Source organism: Oerskovia sp. NPDC057915 (genome assembly GCF_042887685.1).
GTDB lineage: Bacteria > Actinomycetota > Actinomycetes > Actinomycetales > Cellulomonadaceae > Oerskovia.
Genome location: NZ_JBHVOS010000002.1, coordinates 103,774 through 118,516 on the forward strand (window position 1 = coordinate 103,774; position 14,743 = coordinate 118,516).

Below are 14,743 nucleotides of genomic sequence, written 5' to 3' on the forward strand. Positions count from 1 at the left end.
GCCGGACCCCTCGTCGCCACCCGGTCACCGTTCGGGAGCGGCGACGATCCTGCGACCTGCGTCGACGACCCTGGAGGACCACGCGTGCGAGACGGCATCCTGACCGGCGAGGGCGTGGTGCTCGACGCGCGACCGGCATCCTTCGTGACGCGCGCCCTGGGGGCCGTGATCGACCTCGTCGCGCTCGGGACCCTCCTCGTCCTCCTGCTCGTCGCGGTCGCGGGAGCGGCGCTCAACGCCGTCAGCATCGACTTCGCGCCCGCGGTGTGGATCGTCCTCCTGGTCCTGGTCATGGTCGGCATCCCGACGACGGTCGAGACCCTCACGCGGGGCCGTTCCCTCGGCAAGCTCGCGACGGGGGTCCGGATCGTGCGCGACGACGGCGGCCCCGTCCGCTTCCGGCACGCCTTCATCCGTGCGCTCGTGGGTGTGGGCGAGCTGTGGATGACGTTCGGTGCGGTCGCGATCGTCGCGTCGCTGTCGAACGACAAGGGCAAGCGGGTCGGGGACATGCTCGCCGGCACCTACGCGGTCCGGGTGCGCGGCGGGAAGCCGACGTACGCGGCGATCGCGATGCCGCCCTACCTGGCCGGCTGGGCCGCGCACGCCGACATGCGCAGGCTCCCGGACGGCCTGGCCCTCGCGGTGCGCCAGTTCCTCGGGCGGGCCGCCCAGCTCCACCCGGCCTCGCGCGTCCGGATCGGCCAGGACCTCGCAGGCCGGATCGAGCAGTACGTGGCCCCCGGCCCGCCGCCCGGGACGCCGCCCGAGGACTTCCTGTGCGCGGTCCTGGCCGAGCGGCGCAGCCGGGACTGGGTCAGCGCCCAGCGGGGACGCGTCCTCGCGCAGGAGCAGGGCGAGATGCTGCACCGCCTGCCGTACTCGGTGCCCGACCCCCGGAGCTGACGCGCACGCTCCGCACGCCCGCCCGACGCGGAGCCCCCGCCTCGAAGCGCCCGAACGCCAGCACGAGCGCGCCGAGGACGAGCGCGGCCGCCCCGAACCACAGGGGCCGGCTCGCCCACCAGTCGGCGCTCCACGACGCGGGCAGAGGCGTGCCGAGACCCAGCAGGACCACGCCGAGCACCACGAACATCGCGGTCAGGTGCCACAGGTACAGCGTCATGGACCGGCCGGCGACCCACCCCACGAGGGTCGCACCGCGCCCCTGCGCCCAGCGCACGACGACGTCGCGCACCGCGAGCGCCACGCTCACCTGGAGCACCGCGTGGGTCACGGCGAGGGCCGTGGGCGGTCCGAGGTTGGAGATCGCGTCGCCCGGCATCCCGATGAGGCTCGGCGGGTAGGGGCCGACGACGACGAGGCCCGCCATCGCGGCGAGCGCGCCGGTGGCCACGAGGGTGAGCGTGCGCCGCGAGGGCAGCGCGTCGCGCCGCACGAGGTCGACGTAGACGATCCCCAGGACGTAGGGCACCGCCCAGCCGAGCAGGACGTTCGCGACGGCCACGTGCTCGGCGCCCGCCGCGAAGCGCAGCACGTCCACGACGAAGGGCGCCGCGACGACGACCGCGACCGTGCGCCGGCCCCACGCCCGATAGGCCCGCAGCAGGGCCGGGGTGACCGCGAGCAGCAGCAGGTACACCCCGAGGAACCACAGGAGCTGCGGCGCGATCCGGGCGACCTGCAGGACGGCCGCCTCCGGCACGCCTGCGGCGACCAGCACGACGGCAGCGACGGCCCAGGCGACCACGAACGCCGCGACCGGCTTCCAGATGCGCGGCATCCGGCGCCGCACGACGTCCCACCCGGCCGCGACGAGACCTGGTGCTGCGCCCGGCCGCACCGCCCCCGGGAGGCGAGCGGCGCCGTCGGGCCCGCTCGCCGTGCCCGGGCGCCAGAGCTGGTACGCCGCCGACGCCCCGGCCGCGAAGAACAGCAGCGGCAGGACCTGCAGGACCCACGTGAGCGTCCACGCCCCACCGTGGGCGAGGGCGTTGCCGATCCCGAGGCGCTCGCCGTCCCAGGTGACCTCGGGCATGAGCCAGTGGACGCTCAGGACCGCGAGGGTCGCGAGCGCACGCACCGCGTCGACGAACACGTCGCGACGGGCAGGGGAACCGGCGACGGCCCGACGGCGGGGCGCAGGCTCCGGGCGTCGGGCCGCGAGACCCGTGGGGGACGAGGACGGGCCGGCGAGCGGCGACGGACGGGGCGTCCGGGCGGGCCGGACAGGAAGGCGAGGGACGTCGACGACGGCCACTGGATGCTCCTCGGGACGGAGGGAAAGGGTTCCCCACCAGTCTCGAAAATCCCGGTACGTCCCGGAATGGGAGCCGCCCCCGAGGGCCGGGCGGCCGTCCGGTCACCAGTGCGGGGGATGTCCCCCGGGCGCCCCCGTCCAGCGAGCTCGGGCGACCTCGGTCCCGCTGGTACCGCGGCGTCGTGCTCAGTCCCGCAGGTACCTCAGCACCGCGAGCACGCGACGGTGGTCCCCCGCGTCCTGCGGCAGCCCGAGCTTGCCGAAGATCGCCGTGACGTTCTTCTCCACGGCCCCGTAGGACAGGAACAGGTTCTCCGCGATCGCGGTGTTCGAGCGCCCCTGCGCCATGAGCTCGAGCACCTCGCGCTCGCGCGGCGTGAGACGTGCCAGGCCGTCGTCGGAGCGCGACGCACCCATGAGCTGGCTCACGACCTCCGGGTCGAGCACCGTCTGGCCCGCGGCGATGCGCGTCAGGGCGTCGAGGAACTCGCTCACGTCCGCGACACGGTCCTTCAGGAGGTACCCCACGCCCTCGGCGCCGCCCGTGAGCAGCTCGCTCACGAACCGCGTCTCGACGTACTGCGAGAACAGCAGCACCCCCAGCCCCGGCGACGCGGCACGCAGGGTGAGCGCCGCGCGCAGGCCCTCGTCCGTGAACGTCGGGGGCATGCGGATGTCGATGATGACGACGTCGGGCAGCTCGCCGAGCGTGGCCAGGCGCCCGACCTCCGCGACGAGCGCGTCACCGTCACCCACGGCCGCGACGACCTCGTGGCCACGACGGGTGAGCAGTGCGACGAGCCCGTCGCGCAGGATGACGGAGTCCTCGGCGATCACGAGCCGCACGGTGGTACCTCTTCTGTGTCGATGGGTCGGCCCGGGCGCCTGGTCGAGGCGCCCGGGCCGGTCCGGGGGTCGGGGCCGGTCACACCCTGCTCGGCAGGACGACCGTGACCACCGTAGGCCCACCGACCGGGCTCACGAGGTCCAACGTGCCGTCGACCGACCGGACCCGCTCCTCGAGACCCGCGAGCCCCGAGCGGTGGCCGCGCGCGTCGGGCGTCGAGATGCGTGCACCGCCCTGCCCGTCGTCGCGCACGCGCAGGCGCAGCCGCGAGCCGTCCTCCTCGACGAGCACGTAGACGCCCGAGGCGCGCGCGTGCTTGGCGGCGTTCGTCACGAGCTCGGCGACGCAGAAGTACGCGATGGTCTCGACGGCCGGCGACGGTGCGATGCCCGGGTCGACGTCGACCGTCACGGGCAGCGGGGACCTGGCCGCGAGCGTCTCGAGGGCGACCGCGAGGCCGTTGTCGAGCGCGGGCGGGTGGATGCCCCGGGCGAGCTCGCGGAGCTCGACGAGCGCCTCCTTGGTCGACGCGTGCGCGTTGTCGACGAGCTCGAGGGCGTCGGACGCGTCACCGCCCGCCGCGAGCTGCTCCTTGGCCTCGCCGAGCTGCATCGCGACCGCGACGAGCCGGGCCTGGGTGCCGTCGTGCAGGTCGCGCTCGATGCGGCGCAGCTTGGCGTCCGCGTCCTCCACGGTCCTGCCGCGGGACTTCTCGAGGTCGGCCACGCGCAGGCTCGCCCGGGTCGGGCCGAGCAGGTTGACCGACAGGAGACGGAAGAGCTGGGCGAACCCGCGCACGAGCTGCGGCCACAGCCACCACAGCGCGATCCCCACGGCCGCGAGCGCCGACTGGCGCAGCGGGGTGTCGACGAACCAGCCCGACCCCATCTGTGCACCGCGGTGCCACTCACCGTCGGAGCCGAGCTGCGCGGGCAGGAACTGCGACCAGAACCAGTGCGTCGCGGCCCCCAGCGAGACGAAGAAGAACGTCACCGACACGACGAAGGCGACGAGCGCCAGGAAGAAGCTCACGAACATGAAGGTCATGGCCCGCCACCCGGGACCGTCCGACAGGTTCGACCACAGCATGCGCCAGAACCCGCGCCGCGGCGTGTGCGGCGTGGGTGGCAGCACGTCGACCGAGAGCATCGAGCGCGCCATCGTGCGGTACATGCCGCCCCAGCCGCGCGCCCCGAGGACCAGGCCGCCCGAGACCACGAGCCCCACGACCGTCACGAGGATCCCCGCCGTGAAGCTCACGGTGAACATCACGTACGTGAACGCAAAGGGCGCGACGAACAACGACAGCCACAGGTAGCCGAACTCGCGCCAGGTCTGGCGCGCGAACGGGGCGGCCAGGAAGCCGACCGGCTCGCGCAGGTCAACGTAGCGAGGGTCGAGCCCGGCGTGGACGTGCCGCAGGTCACCGGGTGCGACCGGCTCGGTCTCGAAGGACGGGACCTGCTCGGCGGGCGGCGCGTACCCGGGCGTGGGTCCGCCGTCGGGCGCGGCGTCGCCGAGCGGCGGCTGGGGGGATGTCACAGCAGACATGGTGGCAGGACTCCTGGGTCTGGTTCGAGCGGTACCACCAGTCTCGCCGACCGGTGCCCGCACGCCCAGGGTGCGCGCCGCCGTCGTGCAGGGGGGATGTCCCCCCTCTCACGGCGCCCCGCTCAGTGCGCGGCCGGCGTGCCGGCCTCCTCCTCGGCGCGGCCCTCCTGCCCGACGGCGGCCCCCGGCTCCCCCGGCCCGCTCACCCTCGCCGCACCACGCGCGGGCGCCGACACCACCTGGACCGCGACCACCAGGACGGCCGCGACCAGCGCGATGACCAGGATCGTGCTCCCGCTCGGGTAGCGCGAGAACACCAGGACGGCGAGCGCCCCGGCGAGGACGAGCGCGATCAGCGGCCAGCGCAGCCGCGCGACCCAGACCTCGAACGGGTGCGGAGCCCGCCCGCTGTCCCCGGCGTGGCCGCGGCTGACGGCGCGCACGAGCCAGTTGAACCCGCCGCGGACCGCGACCGCCGACCGGCTGGGACCCGTGAGGTAGGCGGCGAGCACGACGACCACCCCGAACGCGAACACCGCACGCAACGACGTGCGCAGCGGGACCAGCACCGCGTCGATCAGCGCTGTCGCCGCCGAGGGCGACAGGGTCTCCGACGGCACGGCGCTCAGGTACAGCGACCGGCCGACCGTGATCCCGATCGCGAGGACCGCCATCGCGACGACGTACGTGACGCCCGCGAGGATCACCGCCCGGCGGCGTCGACCGCGAGGGGCCGCCCACACCGCACCGACCGCGACGAGGAGCGAGAGCCACGGCAGGACGTTCGCTGCCTTGCTCAGGGCGGCCACCGCACGCTGCGCCGTCACGACGTCGTCCGAGGTGAACAGCACGAACTGCGGGTTGATCGACGGCAGGTTCTCGACGAACGTGAAGCCCCTCGCCGACAGCCGCTTCGTGACCTCGTCGATCATGGGCCCGAGCGAGAGCGTGACCTGGCCGTTCGCGTCGGCCGTCACCGCCGTGCCGCCCTCGCCCGTGAGGACCGCGACGAGGTTCTTGTGGGCCTGGCGGTTCGCGACGATCCACAGCTCCTCGAACCTCGGCGACGTGACCATGCGGTCCACGGTCGAGCGGACGAACGACTCGCCCTGGCTCGCGAGGAGCGGCGCCAGGCCCTGCACCTGGGGCGGGACCTGGTCGACGTTCTGCGTGAGCGTCGCGAGCGCCTGCGTCGTGACGGTCTCCAGGTCGATCCGCTCGAGGATCGCGTCCGAGACCTTGGTGCTGATCTCGGCCTGGATCGCGGGGTCCGAGCCCAGCGGGGTGACCGTCGCGACGTAGTGGTCGGTGTCGAGGATCTCGCCGCGCACGTACCGGGCGAGGACCGAGCCGAGCATGAGAACGCCCGCGAGGACCAGGAGCACCGCGACGGCCGTCCAGCGGAGCCACCCGCCGCGACGGGGCGCTGCGGCGGGAACCGTCCCGGGGGGCGGGGTCGCGCGCTCGGCCCGCAGTCGCCGGACCTCCGCACGCAGGGCCTCGAGCTCTGCTCGTTCGGGGTCGCTGATCGTGGGCTCGCTCGGGATCGTCGCCATCGTCTTCTCCTGTCGGCGCGCTGCTGGGACCATCCTCGCGCAGGAGTGCCGGAAGCGCCCACGGTGACGAGAGGGCCCGCCGAGGGCGACGCCGAGGACCGCCGACGGTGACGCGACCGCCCGCCGACGGCGACGCACCGCCGCGCCCAGGGCGACGTGACCGCCCGCCGAGGGCGACGAGGTCGCCCGCCGAGGGTGACGTCCCACCTCGCCCAAGGTGACCGCACACGAAAGGCCGGGCTCCTCCCGGAACCCGGCCCTCCGTCGTCGGGCCCCTCGCTCAGGGGCGTGCGCGACCGCTCAGTAGCGGTAGTGCTCCGGCTTGTACGGCCCCTCGACCGGGATGCCGAGGTAGTCCGCCTGGCTCTTCGAGAGCTCGGTCAGGCGCACGCCCAGCGCGTCGAGGTGCAGGCGCGCGACCTTCTCGTCGAGGACCTTGGGCAGGCGGTAGACCTGACGCTCGTACGTGCGCTCACCCTCAGCGCGCCTGCTGTCCTCGAAGAGCTCGATCTGGCCGATGACCTGGTTCGAGAACGAGTTGCTCATGACGAACGACGGGTGGCCCGTCGCGTTGCCCAGGTTCAGCAGACGCCCCTCCGACAGGACGATGATCGAGCGAGTCTCCTCGCCGTCTGCCGCCGGGAACGTCCACTCGTGCACCTGCGGCTTGATCTCGGTGCGCGTGACGCCCGGGACCTGGGCGAGGCCTGCCATGTCGATCTCGTTGTCGAAGTGGCCGATGTTGCCGACGATCGCCTTGTTCTTCATCGCCGCCATGTGCTCGGCCGTGACCACGTCCTTGTTGCCCGTGGTCGTGATGAAGAAGTCGGCCTCGCTCAGGACGTCCTCGATGCGTGCGACCTGGTAGCCGTCCATCGCCGCCTGGAGCGCGCAGATCGGGTCGACCTCGGACACGATCACGCGCGCACCCTGACCACGGAACGCCTCCGCAGCGCCCTTGCCCACGTCGCCGTAGCCCGCGACGAACGCGACCTTGCCGCCCATGAGGACGTCGGTCGCACGGTTGATCCCGTCCGGCAGCGAGTGGCGGATGCCGTACTTGTTGTCGAACTTCGACTTGGTGACCGAGTCGTTGACGTTGATCGCCGGGAAGAGCAGCTCGCCCGACTCGGCGAGCTGGTACAGGCGGTGCACGCCCGTGGTCGTCTCCTCCGTCACGCCGAGCAGCTGGTCCGCGATGCCGGTCCAGCGCAGCGGGTCGGCCGCGAGCGCCCGGCGCAGGACCGAGCGCACGACGTTCATCTCGTGCGTGTGGTCCGGCTCGCCCGGGAGCGTGTCCGGGGGGACGGTGCCCAGGCGCTCGTACTGCAGGCCCAGGTGGACGAGCATGGTCGCGTCGCCGCCGTCGTCGAGGATGAGGTTCGCGCCCCCAGCGCCGTTGCTGCCCGGCCACAGCAGGATCTGCTCGGTGCAGTCCCAGTACTCCTCGAGGCTCTCGCCCTTCCAGGCGAAGACCGGGACGCCCTGGGGGTCCTCGGGCGTGCCGTGCGGGCCGACGACGATCGCCGCGGCAGCCTCGTCCTGCGTCGAGAAGATGTTGCAGCTGGCCCACCGCACCTGGGCGCCGAGCGCGACGAGGGTCTCGATGAGGACGGCCGTCTGGACGGTCATGTGGAGCGAGCCCGCGATGCGCGCGCCGGCCAGCGGCTGCGACTCGCCGAACTCGGCACGCAGCGCCATGAGCCCGGGCATCTCGTGCTCGGCGAGGCGGATCTGGTGACGTCCCGCTTCAGCGAGGGACAGGTCTCGGACCTTGTAGCGGCCGGGCACCTCGTCGAACGAGGCCTGGGAGGCGGGCGTGGCAGAAGACATGGTGCTCCGAACGACGGTTCTGACGGTGTCTCCCCAGACTACCGGCGACGGCGCCCCGGGTGCTGGGGTGACCACCGTGGGCGGCTCCCCGGGTGCCGAGGGTGACCACCGGGGGCGGCTCCCCGGGTGCCGAGGGTGACCACCGGGGGCGCCGGGGGTGACGCACACCGCCGCTGACGGTGACGGACGCGGCCGCCGAGGGCGACGCACACCGCCGCCGGCGGTGACCGGATCCCGCGTCGACGGCGCCGCGCCCGGGGCGCGATCCCGAGGCCGGACGCCGGGTGTGGGAGGACGCCGAGCGGTGCCCCCGCCCCCGTAGGGGACTCCCCGTGCACAGGCCACGTCCACGGATCGCCGCCCACAGCCGACTCCGCGTCCCGCACGCCACGGCGACACGTTCGGCACCATCCAGCCATGCGGAACATCGATGACCACGGACAGCTCCTCCTGCGCACGACCGACGCCCGGGACCTCGTCCCGGCACGTCTGGGCGGCCCGCTCCTGCGACGTGTCGCACGAGACGTGCTCGCACCGGCGCGGCACTCCCTCACCTACGGCGACCGGGTCCGCGCGACCCGGCTCGCGCTTCCGACGGACGCCGTCCTGTGCGGGACGACGGCCGCGTGGATCCACGGCGTGGACCAGGCGAGCGCTGCACACCCGGTCGAGGTCGGCGCCCACCACGGCAGACGGGTCCGGTCCGCCGACGGACGCACCTCTCGGGGCCGTTCGTTCCACCCCGACGACGTGCAGGGCTCTCCCTGGGGGCTCGTCACGACACCTGCTCGTACGGCGTACGACCTCGCCCGCGACCCCGTGCTCCTGCGGTCGGTCCCGCGGCTGGACGCGCTCGTCCGGGCGACCGCTCTGGGCGTCGCCGACGTCTGGCCCGTCGTCGAACGCAACCCGGGAGCCCGCTGGATCACCATGGTTCCCCGCGCGTTCGACCTCGTCGACGCCGGCGCCGAGTCGGTGCGCGAGTCGATGCTGCGGGTGCTCCTCGCCCTGGAGGGCTTCCCGCGTCTCGTCGCGCAGCACGAGCTCCACGACGCGGCCGGGGCGTTCGTGGCGCGGCTCGACCTGGCGAACCCCGAGCTCCGCGTCGGCGTCGAGTACGACGGCGCCTATCACCTCAGTCCCGACCAGGCGACAAGGGACCGGGTGCGCGGTGATCGGGTGCGTGCGAACGGGTGGGGTCTGCTGGTCGTGGACAACGCGCTGTTCGCCCGGCGCGAGGCCCTGTTCGCGGCGGTGGCCGCGCTGTTCGAGCAGGCGCGGCGCCCTCGGTGGTGAGGGTGGGCTCTCGCGCGGCGGTCGTCGGCCCGACGGCGTCACTCACCGTCACCCTCGGCGCACCGGGGCGTCACCCTCGGAGGGCAGGAGCGTCACCGCCGGCGCACCAGCACGTCACCGCCGGCGGGCAGGAGCGTCACCCTCGGCGCAACGGAGCGTCACCGCCGGCGGCCCCAGCAGCCGAGCCGCAGCAGATGAACAGTTCGCGCCCGCGCGCGATAACAAATGTGCTTGACCATATCAAGGTCACGAAGCGATAACGATCCCGCGAATGGTCAAAACCGCGCGCTTTCAACGATTGTACGGTCAAGCATCTCCCTGGAAACCGCCATGCACACCGGCCACTCGGTAGCAATTCGCCCTGAGATCGGGCAGGGTGCTGGAGACAGATCGACCTGTCCAGGACCGGCTCGCGCCGGGCCCACGACAGGTCAGCGCCCGCTGCGCCTCGCGGCGGCCACCCACCCGGGTGGCCCCCGGCGGCGGGCCTCGATCCGGTGGACCGTGACGCGCCTCGCGGCGCTGAGCGCACCGGGAGGTCGCAGCCAGGTCACCCTGGCGCCCTCCGCGGAGCGTTCCGGACCTGCCACGACACCCGGAAGGTGGCGAGACCCGCCAGCATGACCGCCAGCAGCACCAGCACGAGTACGAGCACCGAGCCACCCACGAGCACCGCCCCCGTCCTCATCCCTGTCGAGACCGAGCCCTTCCCCGGCGCCCACGGCGCCGCCCCCCTGCCTGACGACCGGCCCGTGGCCGTGAGCGTCCAGGGCGTCTACAAGGTCTTCGGCCGCCGTCCGCAGGAGGCCGTCCGACGCCTCAAGGACGGCGCGAGCCGCGCCGACGTCAAGACCCTGGGCACGGCCGCCGTGATCGACGCGAGCTTCGACGTCAAGCAGGGCGAGATCTTCGTCGTCATGGGCCTGTCGGGCTCGGGCAAGTCGACGCTCATCCGCATGCTCAACGGCCTGTGGAAGCCGTCGGCCGGCCACGTCCTCCTCGGCGACGAGGACCTCGCGACCGTGAACGCCAAGCAGCTGCGCGCCCTGCGTCGCAGCCGCGTGAGCATGGTGTTCCAGCACTTCGCCCTGCTCCCCCACCGCACGGTCCTGGACAACGCGGCCTACCCGCTCGAGATCCAGGGCATGGGCAAGGCCGAGCGCCGCGAGAAGGCGCAGCGGGCCCTGGACCTCGTGGGTCTGGGCGGCTGGCAGGACTCGCTGCCGTCGCAGCTCTCGGGTGGCATGCGCCAGCGCGTGGGGCTCGCCCGCGCGCTCGCCGCCGACACCGACGTGCTGCTCATGGACGAGGCCTTCTCCGCGCTCGACCCGCTCATCCGGCGCGAGATGCAGGAGCAGCTCCTCGACCTGCAGCAGACCCTGGGCAAGACCATCATCTTCATCACGCACGACCTCAACGAGGCCATGCACCTGGGCGACCGCATCGCGGTCATGCGTGACGGGCGCACGGTCCAGATCGGCACGGCCGAGGAGATCCTCTCCGACCCGGCGAACGACTACGTCGCGCAGTTCGTCGCCGACGTCGACCGCACCCGCGTCCTGACCGCCTCCTCGGTCATGGTCCGCCCGACCGCGGTCGTCCCGCTCGGTGGTGGCCCGCGCGTCGCGAGCCGCACCATGCGCGAGGCGCAGGTGTCGGCGGCCTACGTCGTCGACCGTCAGCGCGTCCTGCGCGGCGTCGTCCGCGACGCGGACGCGGTCGCGCTGCTCAAGTCGAGCGGCGACCACGCCACGAGCATCGAGTCGATCGTGCACGACGGCGTCGCTCCCGTGAGTGTCGACACCCCCCTGGCGGAGCTCTTCGCCCCGGCGGCCGAGTCTCCCCTGCCCGTCGCCGTGACGGACGACAAGAACCGGCTGGTCGGGGTCATCCCGCGCGTGACCCTCCTCGAGGCCATGGTGCCGCCCACGCTCGAGGAGACCGACGCCGTCGGGCCCGACGAGAGCGACGACGACCGGCCCACCGGCGCAGCCGAAGGCGCGACCGCCCCGCACGACGCCCCCACGACGGAAGGAGCGGGCGCATGAGCACCACCGACACGTTCGTCCCCCGCCTGCCCTTCGGCGACTGGGTCGCCACCTTCGTGGACTGGCTCATCGCCTCGTTCAAGCCGTTCTTCGCGGTCGTCAAGGACGTCCTGCTGACCTGCTACGACGCCCTGGCCGCAGTGCTTCACGGTCCGCCCTTCCTCGTCGTCGCGCTCGTGCTCGCGGCCCTGGCGTTCTTTGCCAAGGGCTGGAAGCTGGGCGTCACGGCCCTCGTCGGCTTCGTCGTGATCGCGGGCGTCGACCAGTGGGACAACGCCATGGACACCCTGGCGCTCGTCCTCGTCGCCAGCGTGATCTCGCTCGCGATCGGCATCCCGCTGGGCATCTGGGCCGCCCGGAACGACAAGGTCTCACGCGTCGTGCGCCCCGTGCTCGACTTCATGCAGACCATGCCGGGATTCGTGTACCTCATCCCCATGGTCATGATCTTCCTGACGGGCGCCGTCCCCGGCATCGTCGCGACCGTGGTGTTCGCCCTCGCCCCTGGCGTCCGCTTCACCGAGCTGGGCATCCGGCAGGTGGACAAGGAGGTCGTCGAGGCCGGGCACGCGTTCGGTTCGACCCCCGGGCGCATCCTGCGCCAGATCCAGCTGCCGCTCGCCATGCCGACCATCATGGCCGGCGTCAACCAGGTCATCATGCTCTCGCTCTCGATGGTCGTGCTCGCCGGTCTCGTCGGCGCCGGCGGCCTGGGGGGCGACGTCGTGGCGGCGCTGCAGCGCGTCAACATCTCGCTCGGCTTCGAGGCGGGTCTGTCCGTCGTGATCCTCGCGATCTTCCTCGACCGCGTGACCTCGGCCCTCAGCACCCGCTCGCCCGTCGCCAAGGCCCTCGCGGCCACCGCGGTCTGAGGCGCTCGGTCCGGGCGGCGCCTGCCGCCCGGACCCACGCTCTCCAGCGCCCTCGCACTCCTCTGCACGACCACCAACCCAGGCCCGACCCGCCGCACCGCGGTCGGTCTGCCGAAGGAAGGACATCATGTCTCCCGCACGTCACCACCAGGCTCGTCGTCGCACAGCGATCGTCGCGTCCTCGCTCGCCCTCGGGCTCGGCCTCTCGGCCTGCGCCTCGGGCACCGACGCCGGCTCCGGAGGCGGGGCCGACAAGGACATCACGATCGCGATCCACTCGGGCTGGGACGAGGGCATCGCGGTGTCGCACCTGTTCAAGGCCATCCTCGAGGACGAGGGCTACACGGTCCGCACCGAGACCGCCGACCCGGGCGTCGTCTACACGGGCATGGCCGGGGGCGACTTCGACGTCAACTTCGACATGTGGCTGCCCCTCACGCACGCCGACTACAAGAAGCAGTACGGCGACGACCTCGAGGACCTCGGCTACTGGTACGACGACGCCAAGCTGACCATCGCGGTCAACGAGGACGCGCCGATCGACAGCATCGACGAGCTCGCCGCGAACGCCGACCTGTTCGGCAACCGCATCGTCGGCATCGAGTCCGGCGCGGGCCTGACCCGCATCACGCAGGACGAGGCCATCCCGACCTACGGCCTGGACGACATGGACTTCGTCATCTCCTCGACCCCGGCCATGCTCGCCGAGCTCAAGGGCGCGACCGACGCCGGCGAGAACGTCGCCGTCACGCTGTGGCGCCCGCACTGGGCCTACGACGCGTTCCCCGTCAAGGACCTTGAGGACACCGAGGGCGCCATGGGCGAGGCCGAGAAGATCCACTCGGTCGCACGCACCGGCTTCACCGAGGACCACCCCGACGTCGCGTCGTGGATCTCCGCGCTCACGCTGAGCGACGAGCAGCTCTTCTCCCTCGAGAACATCATGTTCAACGAGAACGAGGGCTCCGACAACGACGCCTCGGTGCGTGAGTGGCTCGAGGCCAACCCGACGTTCGTCGACGACCTCAAGGCCGCCGCGGAGGCCTGAGGCTCGTCGGACGGAACGCCGCAGGCCGGCACCCCCGTGGGGGTGCCGGCCTGCGGCGTTCCGTCCCGACGGCGGCGGGAGGGTTCACCCGGGACGTCCGCTGCGCCGTCGGGCGGCCAGGCAGGAACGCCTTAGTCGTGGGTCCGATCTTCCGGGGCCACGGGGGCCCGGCGCAGGTCCGGCTCGAGGTAGATCGAACCCGCGATGGGGACGGCAGCACGGACCCGTTCCTCCGCGGCGTCGATGGCGCGGGCGATCGACGCCCCGTCGGCGGTCGCGGTGACCTCGATCTTGGCGGCGACGAGCAGCTCCTCGGGTCCGAGGTGGAGCGTCTTGAGGTGGATGACGGACGCGACGCCCTCGCCCACGAGGGCCGCGCGGATCGCGGCGACGTCGGCGCTCGTCGCGGACTCGCCGAGCAGCAGCGAGCTGGTCTCCAGGGCCAGGACGATCGCGATGAGGACCAGCAGGATGCCGATGCACGCGGTCCCTGCCGCGTCCCACCGCCCGTCCCCCGTGACCAGGGTCAACCCCACGCCTCCGAGGGCGAGGACCAGGCCGATCAGCGCGCCGAAGTCCTCGAGCAGCACCACGGGAAGCTCGGGTGCCTTGGCGTTGCGGACGAACGACGGCCACGACTGCTCGCCGCGCACGGTGTTCGACTCGCGGATCGCGGTGCGGAAAGAGAACCCTTCCATGCCGATCGCGACGAGCAGCACCGCGATGGGGACCCACTGCCATTCGGTGATGGGGTGCGGGTCCTGCCACTTGTGCCACGCCTCGTAGAGGGCGAAGAGGCCACCGACCGTGAACAACACGATCGAGACGATGAACGCGTAGACGTAGCGTTCGCGGCCGTACCCGAACGGGTGCTCCTCGTCGGCCGCCCGGCGCGACCGCCGCCCGCCGAGGAGCAGCAGCGCCTGGTTGCCGGAGTCGGCGAGCGAGTGCACTCCTTCGGCGAGCATCGACGAGGCCCCGGTCAGCCCCCACGCGACGAACTTGGTGACGGCGATGCCCATGTTCGCGAGCAGTGCCGCGACGACCGCCTTGGTGCCGCCCTGAGCTGACATGTCGTGGCTCTCCTTCGACTCGGACGACGCGGGTCCGGCCCGTGGCGCGTGCTCGGTCCAGCATCGCACCGTGGGCTCCCCGGCGGGACGCGAAGCGTGGGACACGCCGCGAGCCCGGCACCCGTCAGGGGTGCCGGGCTCGCGCCCGTCGTCCTCGAAGGACGTCGCGGGTCCTAGAGGGCCCGTGCGTCCCCTTCGAGCAGCACGGGGATCCCGTCGCGGACAGGGTAGGCGAGCGGGTGCTCCGGGTCCGTCGAGCGCAGCTCGGGGCTGCCGTCGGGGGCCGTGCCGTCCACGAGCGTGGCTCCGGTCGCGGGGCACCTCAGCGCCTCGCGGACCCACGGGTCGAGGGTGACCGTGCCGGGGGTGCCGGGCGTCGTGTCGTTGCTCATGTGCTC

12 protein-coding genes are annotated in these 14,743 nt (G+C 72.8%); 5 read left to right on the plus strand and 7 right to left on the minus strand.

What is annotated here, in order from left to right:
* Positions 1 to 84: 84 nt before the first annotated feature.
* Positions 85 to 906: an RDD family protein gene (locus ACFVQ3_RS01835; protein WP_387634334.1), complete on the plus strand. Its 822-nt coding sequence runs from the start codon at positions 85 to 87 to the stop codon at positions 904 to 906.
* Here the strand turns inward: ACFVQ3_RS01835 and ACFVQ3_RS01840 are convergent.
* The 5 genes from ACFVQ3_RS01840 to ahcY all read right to left on the minus strand — a co-directional run bounded on the left by ACFVQ3_RS01840 (position 818) and on the right by ahcY (position 8,008).
* Positions 818 to 2,221, minus strand: coding sequence for an acyltransferase family protein (locus ACFVQ3_RS01840; protein ID WP_387634337.1), 1,404 nt, complete (start codon positions 2,219 to 2,221; stop codon positions 818 to 820). The two genes, ACFVQ3_RS01835 and ACFVQ3_RS01840, sit on opposite strands and share 89 nt — an antisense overlap.
* Positions 2,222 to 2,407: 186 nt before the next feature.
* Positions 2,408 to 3,067: a response regulator transcription factor gene (locus ACFVQ3_RS01845; protein ID WP_387634340.1), complete on the minus strand. Its 660-nt coding sequence runs from the start codon at positions 3,065 to 3,067 to the stop codon at positions 2,408 to 2,410.
* A gap of 79 nt (positions 3,068 to 3,146) precedes the next feature.
* Complete coding sequence (locus tag ACFVQ3_RS01850) at positions 3,147 to 4,610, minus strand: sensor histidine kinase (RefSeq protein WP_387634343.1); 1,464 nt, start codon at positions 4,608 to 4,610, stop codon at positions 3,147 to 3,149.
* Positions 4,611 to 4,741: 131 nt separating this feature from the next.
* On the minus strand, positions 4,742 to 6,175 hold the full coding sequence (locus ACFVQ3_RS01855) for a hypothetical protein (protein WP_387634346.1): 1,434 nt from the start codon (positions 6,173 to 6,175) through the stop codon (positions 4,742 to 4,744).
* Between the two features lie 300 nt (positions 6,176 to 6,475).
* The gene (gene ahcY / locus ACFVQ3_RS01860) at positions 6,476 to 8,008 is read right to left on the minus strand and encodes an adenosylhomocysteinase (protein ID WP_387634349.1); all 1,533 of its coding nucleotides are present in this window, start codon (positions 8,006 to 8,008) and stop codon (positions 6,476 to 6,478) included.
* Positions 8,009 to 8,425: 417 nt separating this feature from the next.
* Here ahcY and ACFVQ3_RS01865 point away from each other — a divergent pair, with 417 nt between their 5' ends.
* The 4 genes from ACFVQ3_RS01865 to ACFVQ3_RS01880 all read left to right on the plus strand — a co-directional run bounded on the left by ACFVQ3_RS01865 (position 8,426) and on the right by ACFVQ3_RS01880 (position 13,272).
* The gene (locus tag ACFVQ3_RS01865) at positions 8,426 to 9,304 is read left to right on the plus strand and encodes a hypothetical protein (RefSeq protein WP_387634351.1); all 879 of its coding nucleotides are present in this window, start codon (positions 8,426 to 8,428) and stop codon (positions 9,302 to 9,304) included.
* 620 nt (positions 9,305 to 9,924) lie between these two features.
* Positions 9,925 to 11,352 (plus strand): glycine betaine/L-proline ABC transporter ATP-binding protein, encoded by a 1,428-nt coding sequence (locus ACFVQ3_RS01870; RefSeq protein WP_387634354.1) that lies wholly within the window; start codon positions 9,925 to 9,927, stop codon positions 11,350 to 11,352.
* The gene (locus ACFVQ3_RS01875; RefSeq protein ID WP_387634356.1) at positions 11,349 to 12,224 is read left to right on the plus strand and encodes an ABC transporter permease; all 876 of its coding nucleotides are present in this window, start codon (positions 11,349 to 11,351) and stop codon (positions 12,222 to 12,224) included. The genes ACFVQ3_RS01870 and ACFVQ3_RS01875 overlap by 4 nt, the downstream gene beginning before the upstream one ends.
* A 127-nt stretch (positions 12,225 to 12,351) precedes the next feature.
* Positions 12,352 to 13,272 (plus strand): glycine betaine ABC transporter substrate-binding protein, encoded by a 921-nt coding sequence (locus ACFVQ3_RS01880; protein WP_387634359.1) that lies wholly within the window; start codon positions 12,352 to 12,354, stop codon positions 13,270 to 13,272.
* 131 nt (positions 13,273 to 13,403) lie between these two features.
* Here the strand turns inward: ACFVQ3_RS01880 and ACFVQ3_RS01885 are convergent, their stop codons facing one another.
* Positions 13,404 to 14,345 carry a cation diffusion facilitator family transporter gene (locus ACFVQ3_RS01885; RefSeq protein ID WP_387634361.1) on the minus strand — a complete coding sequence of 314 codons (942 nt, stop codon included), beginning with the start codon at positions 14,343 to 14,345 and terminating at the stop codon, positions 13,404 to 13,406.
* Between the two features lie 173 nt (positions 14,346 to 14,518).
* Positions 14,519 to 14,737 carry a Trm112 family protein gene (locus ACFVQ3_RS01890; protein WP_387634363.1) on the minus strand — a complete coding sequence of 73 codons (219 nt, stop codon included), beginning with the start codon at positions 14,735 to 14,737 and terminating at the stop codon, positions 14,519 to 14,521.
* Between the last annotated feature and the right edge of the window lie 6 nt (positions 14,738 to 14,743).

Coding starts and splice junctions, on each gene's coding strand:
- ACFVQ3_RS01855 (WP_387634346.1), bottom strand. CDS start 6,175: ATGGCGACGATCCCGAGCGAGCCCACGATCAGCGACCCCGAACGAGCA.
- ahcY (WP_387634349.1), bottom strand. CDS start 8,008: ATGTCTTCTGCCACGCCCGCCTCCCAGGCCTCGTTCGACGAGGTGCCC.
- ACFVQ3_RS01865 (WP_387634351.1), top strand. CDS start 8,426: ATGCGGAACATCGATGACCACGGACAGCTCCTCCTGCGCACGACCGAC.
- ACFVQ3_RS01870 (WP_387634354.1), top strand. CDS start 9,925: ATGACCGCCAGCAGCACCAGCACGAGTACGAGCACCGAGCCACCCACG.
- ACFVQ3_RS01875 (WP_387634356.1), top strand. CDS start 11,349: ATGAGCACCACCGACACGTTCGTCCCCCGCCTGCCCTTCGGCGACTGG.
- ACFVQ3_RS01880 (WP_387634359.1), top strand. CDS start 12,352: ATGTCTCCCGCACGTCACCACCAGGCTCGTCGTCGCACAGCGATCGTC.
- ACFVQ3_RS01885 (WP_387634361.1), bottom strand. CDS start 14,345: ATGTCAGCTCAGGGCGGCACCAAGGCGGTCGTCGCGGCACTGCTCGCG.
- ACFVQ3_RS01890 (WP_387634363.1), bottom strand. CDS start 14,737: ATGAGCAACGACACGACGCCCGGCACCCCCGGCACGGTCACCCTCGAC.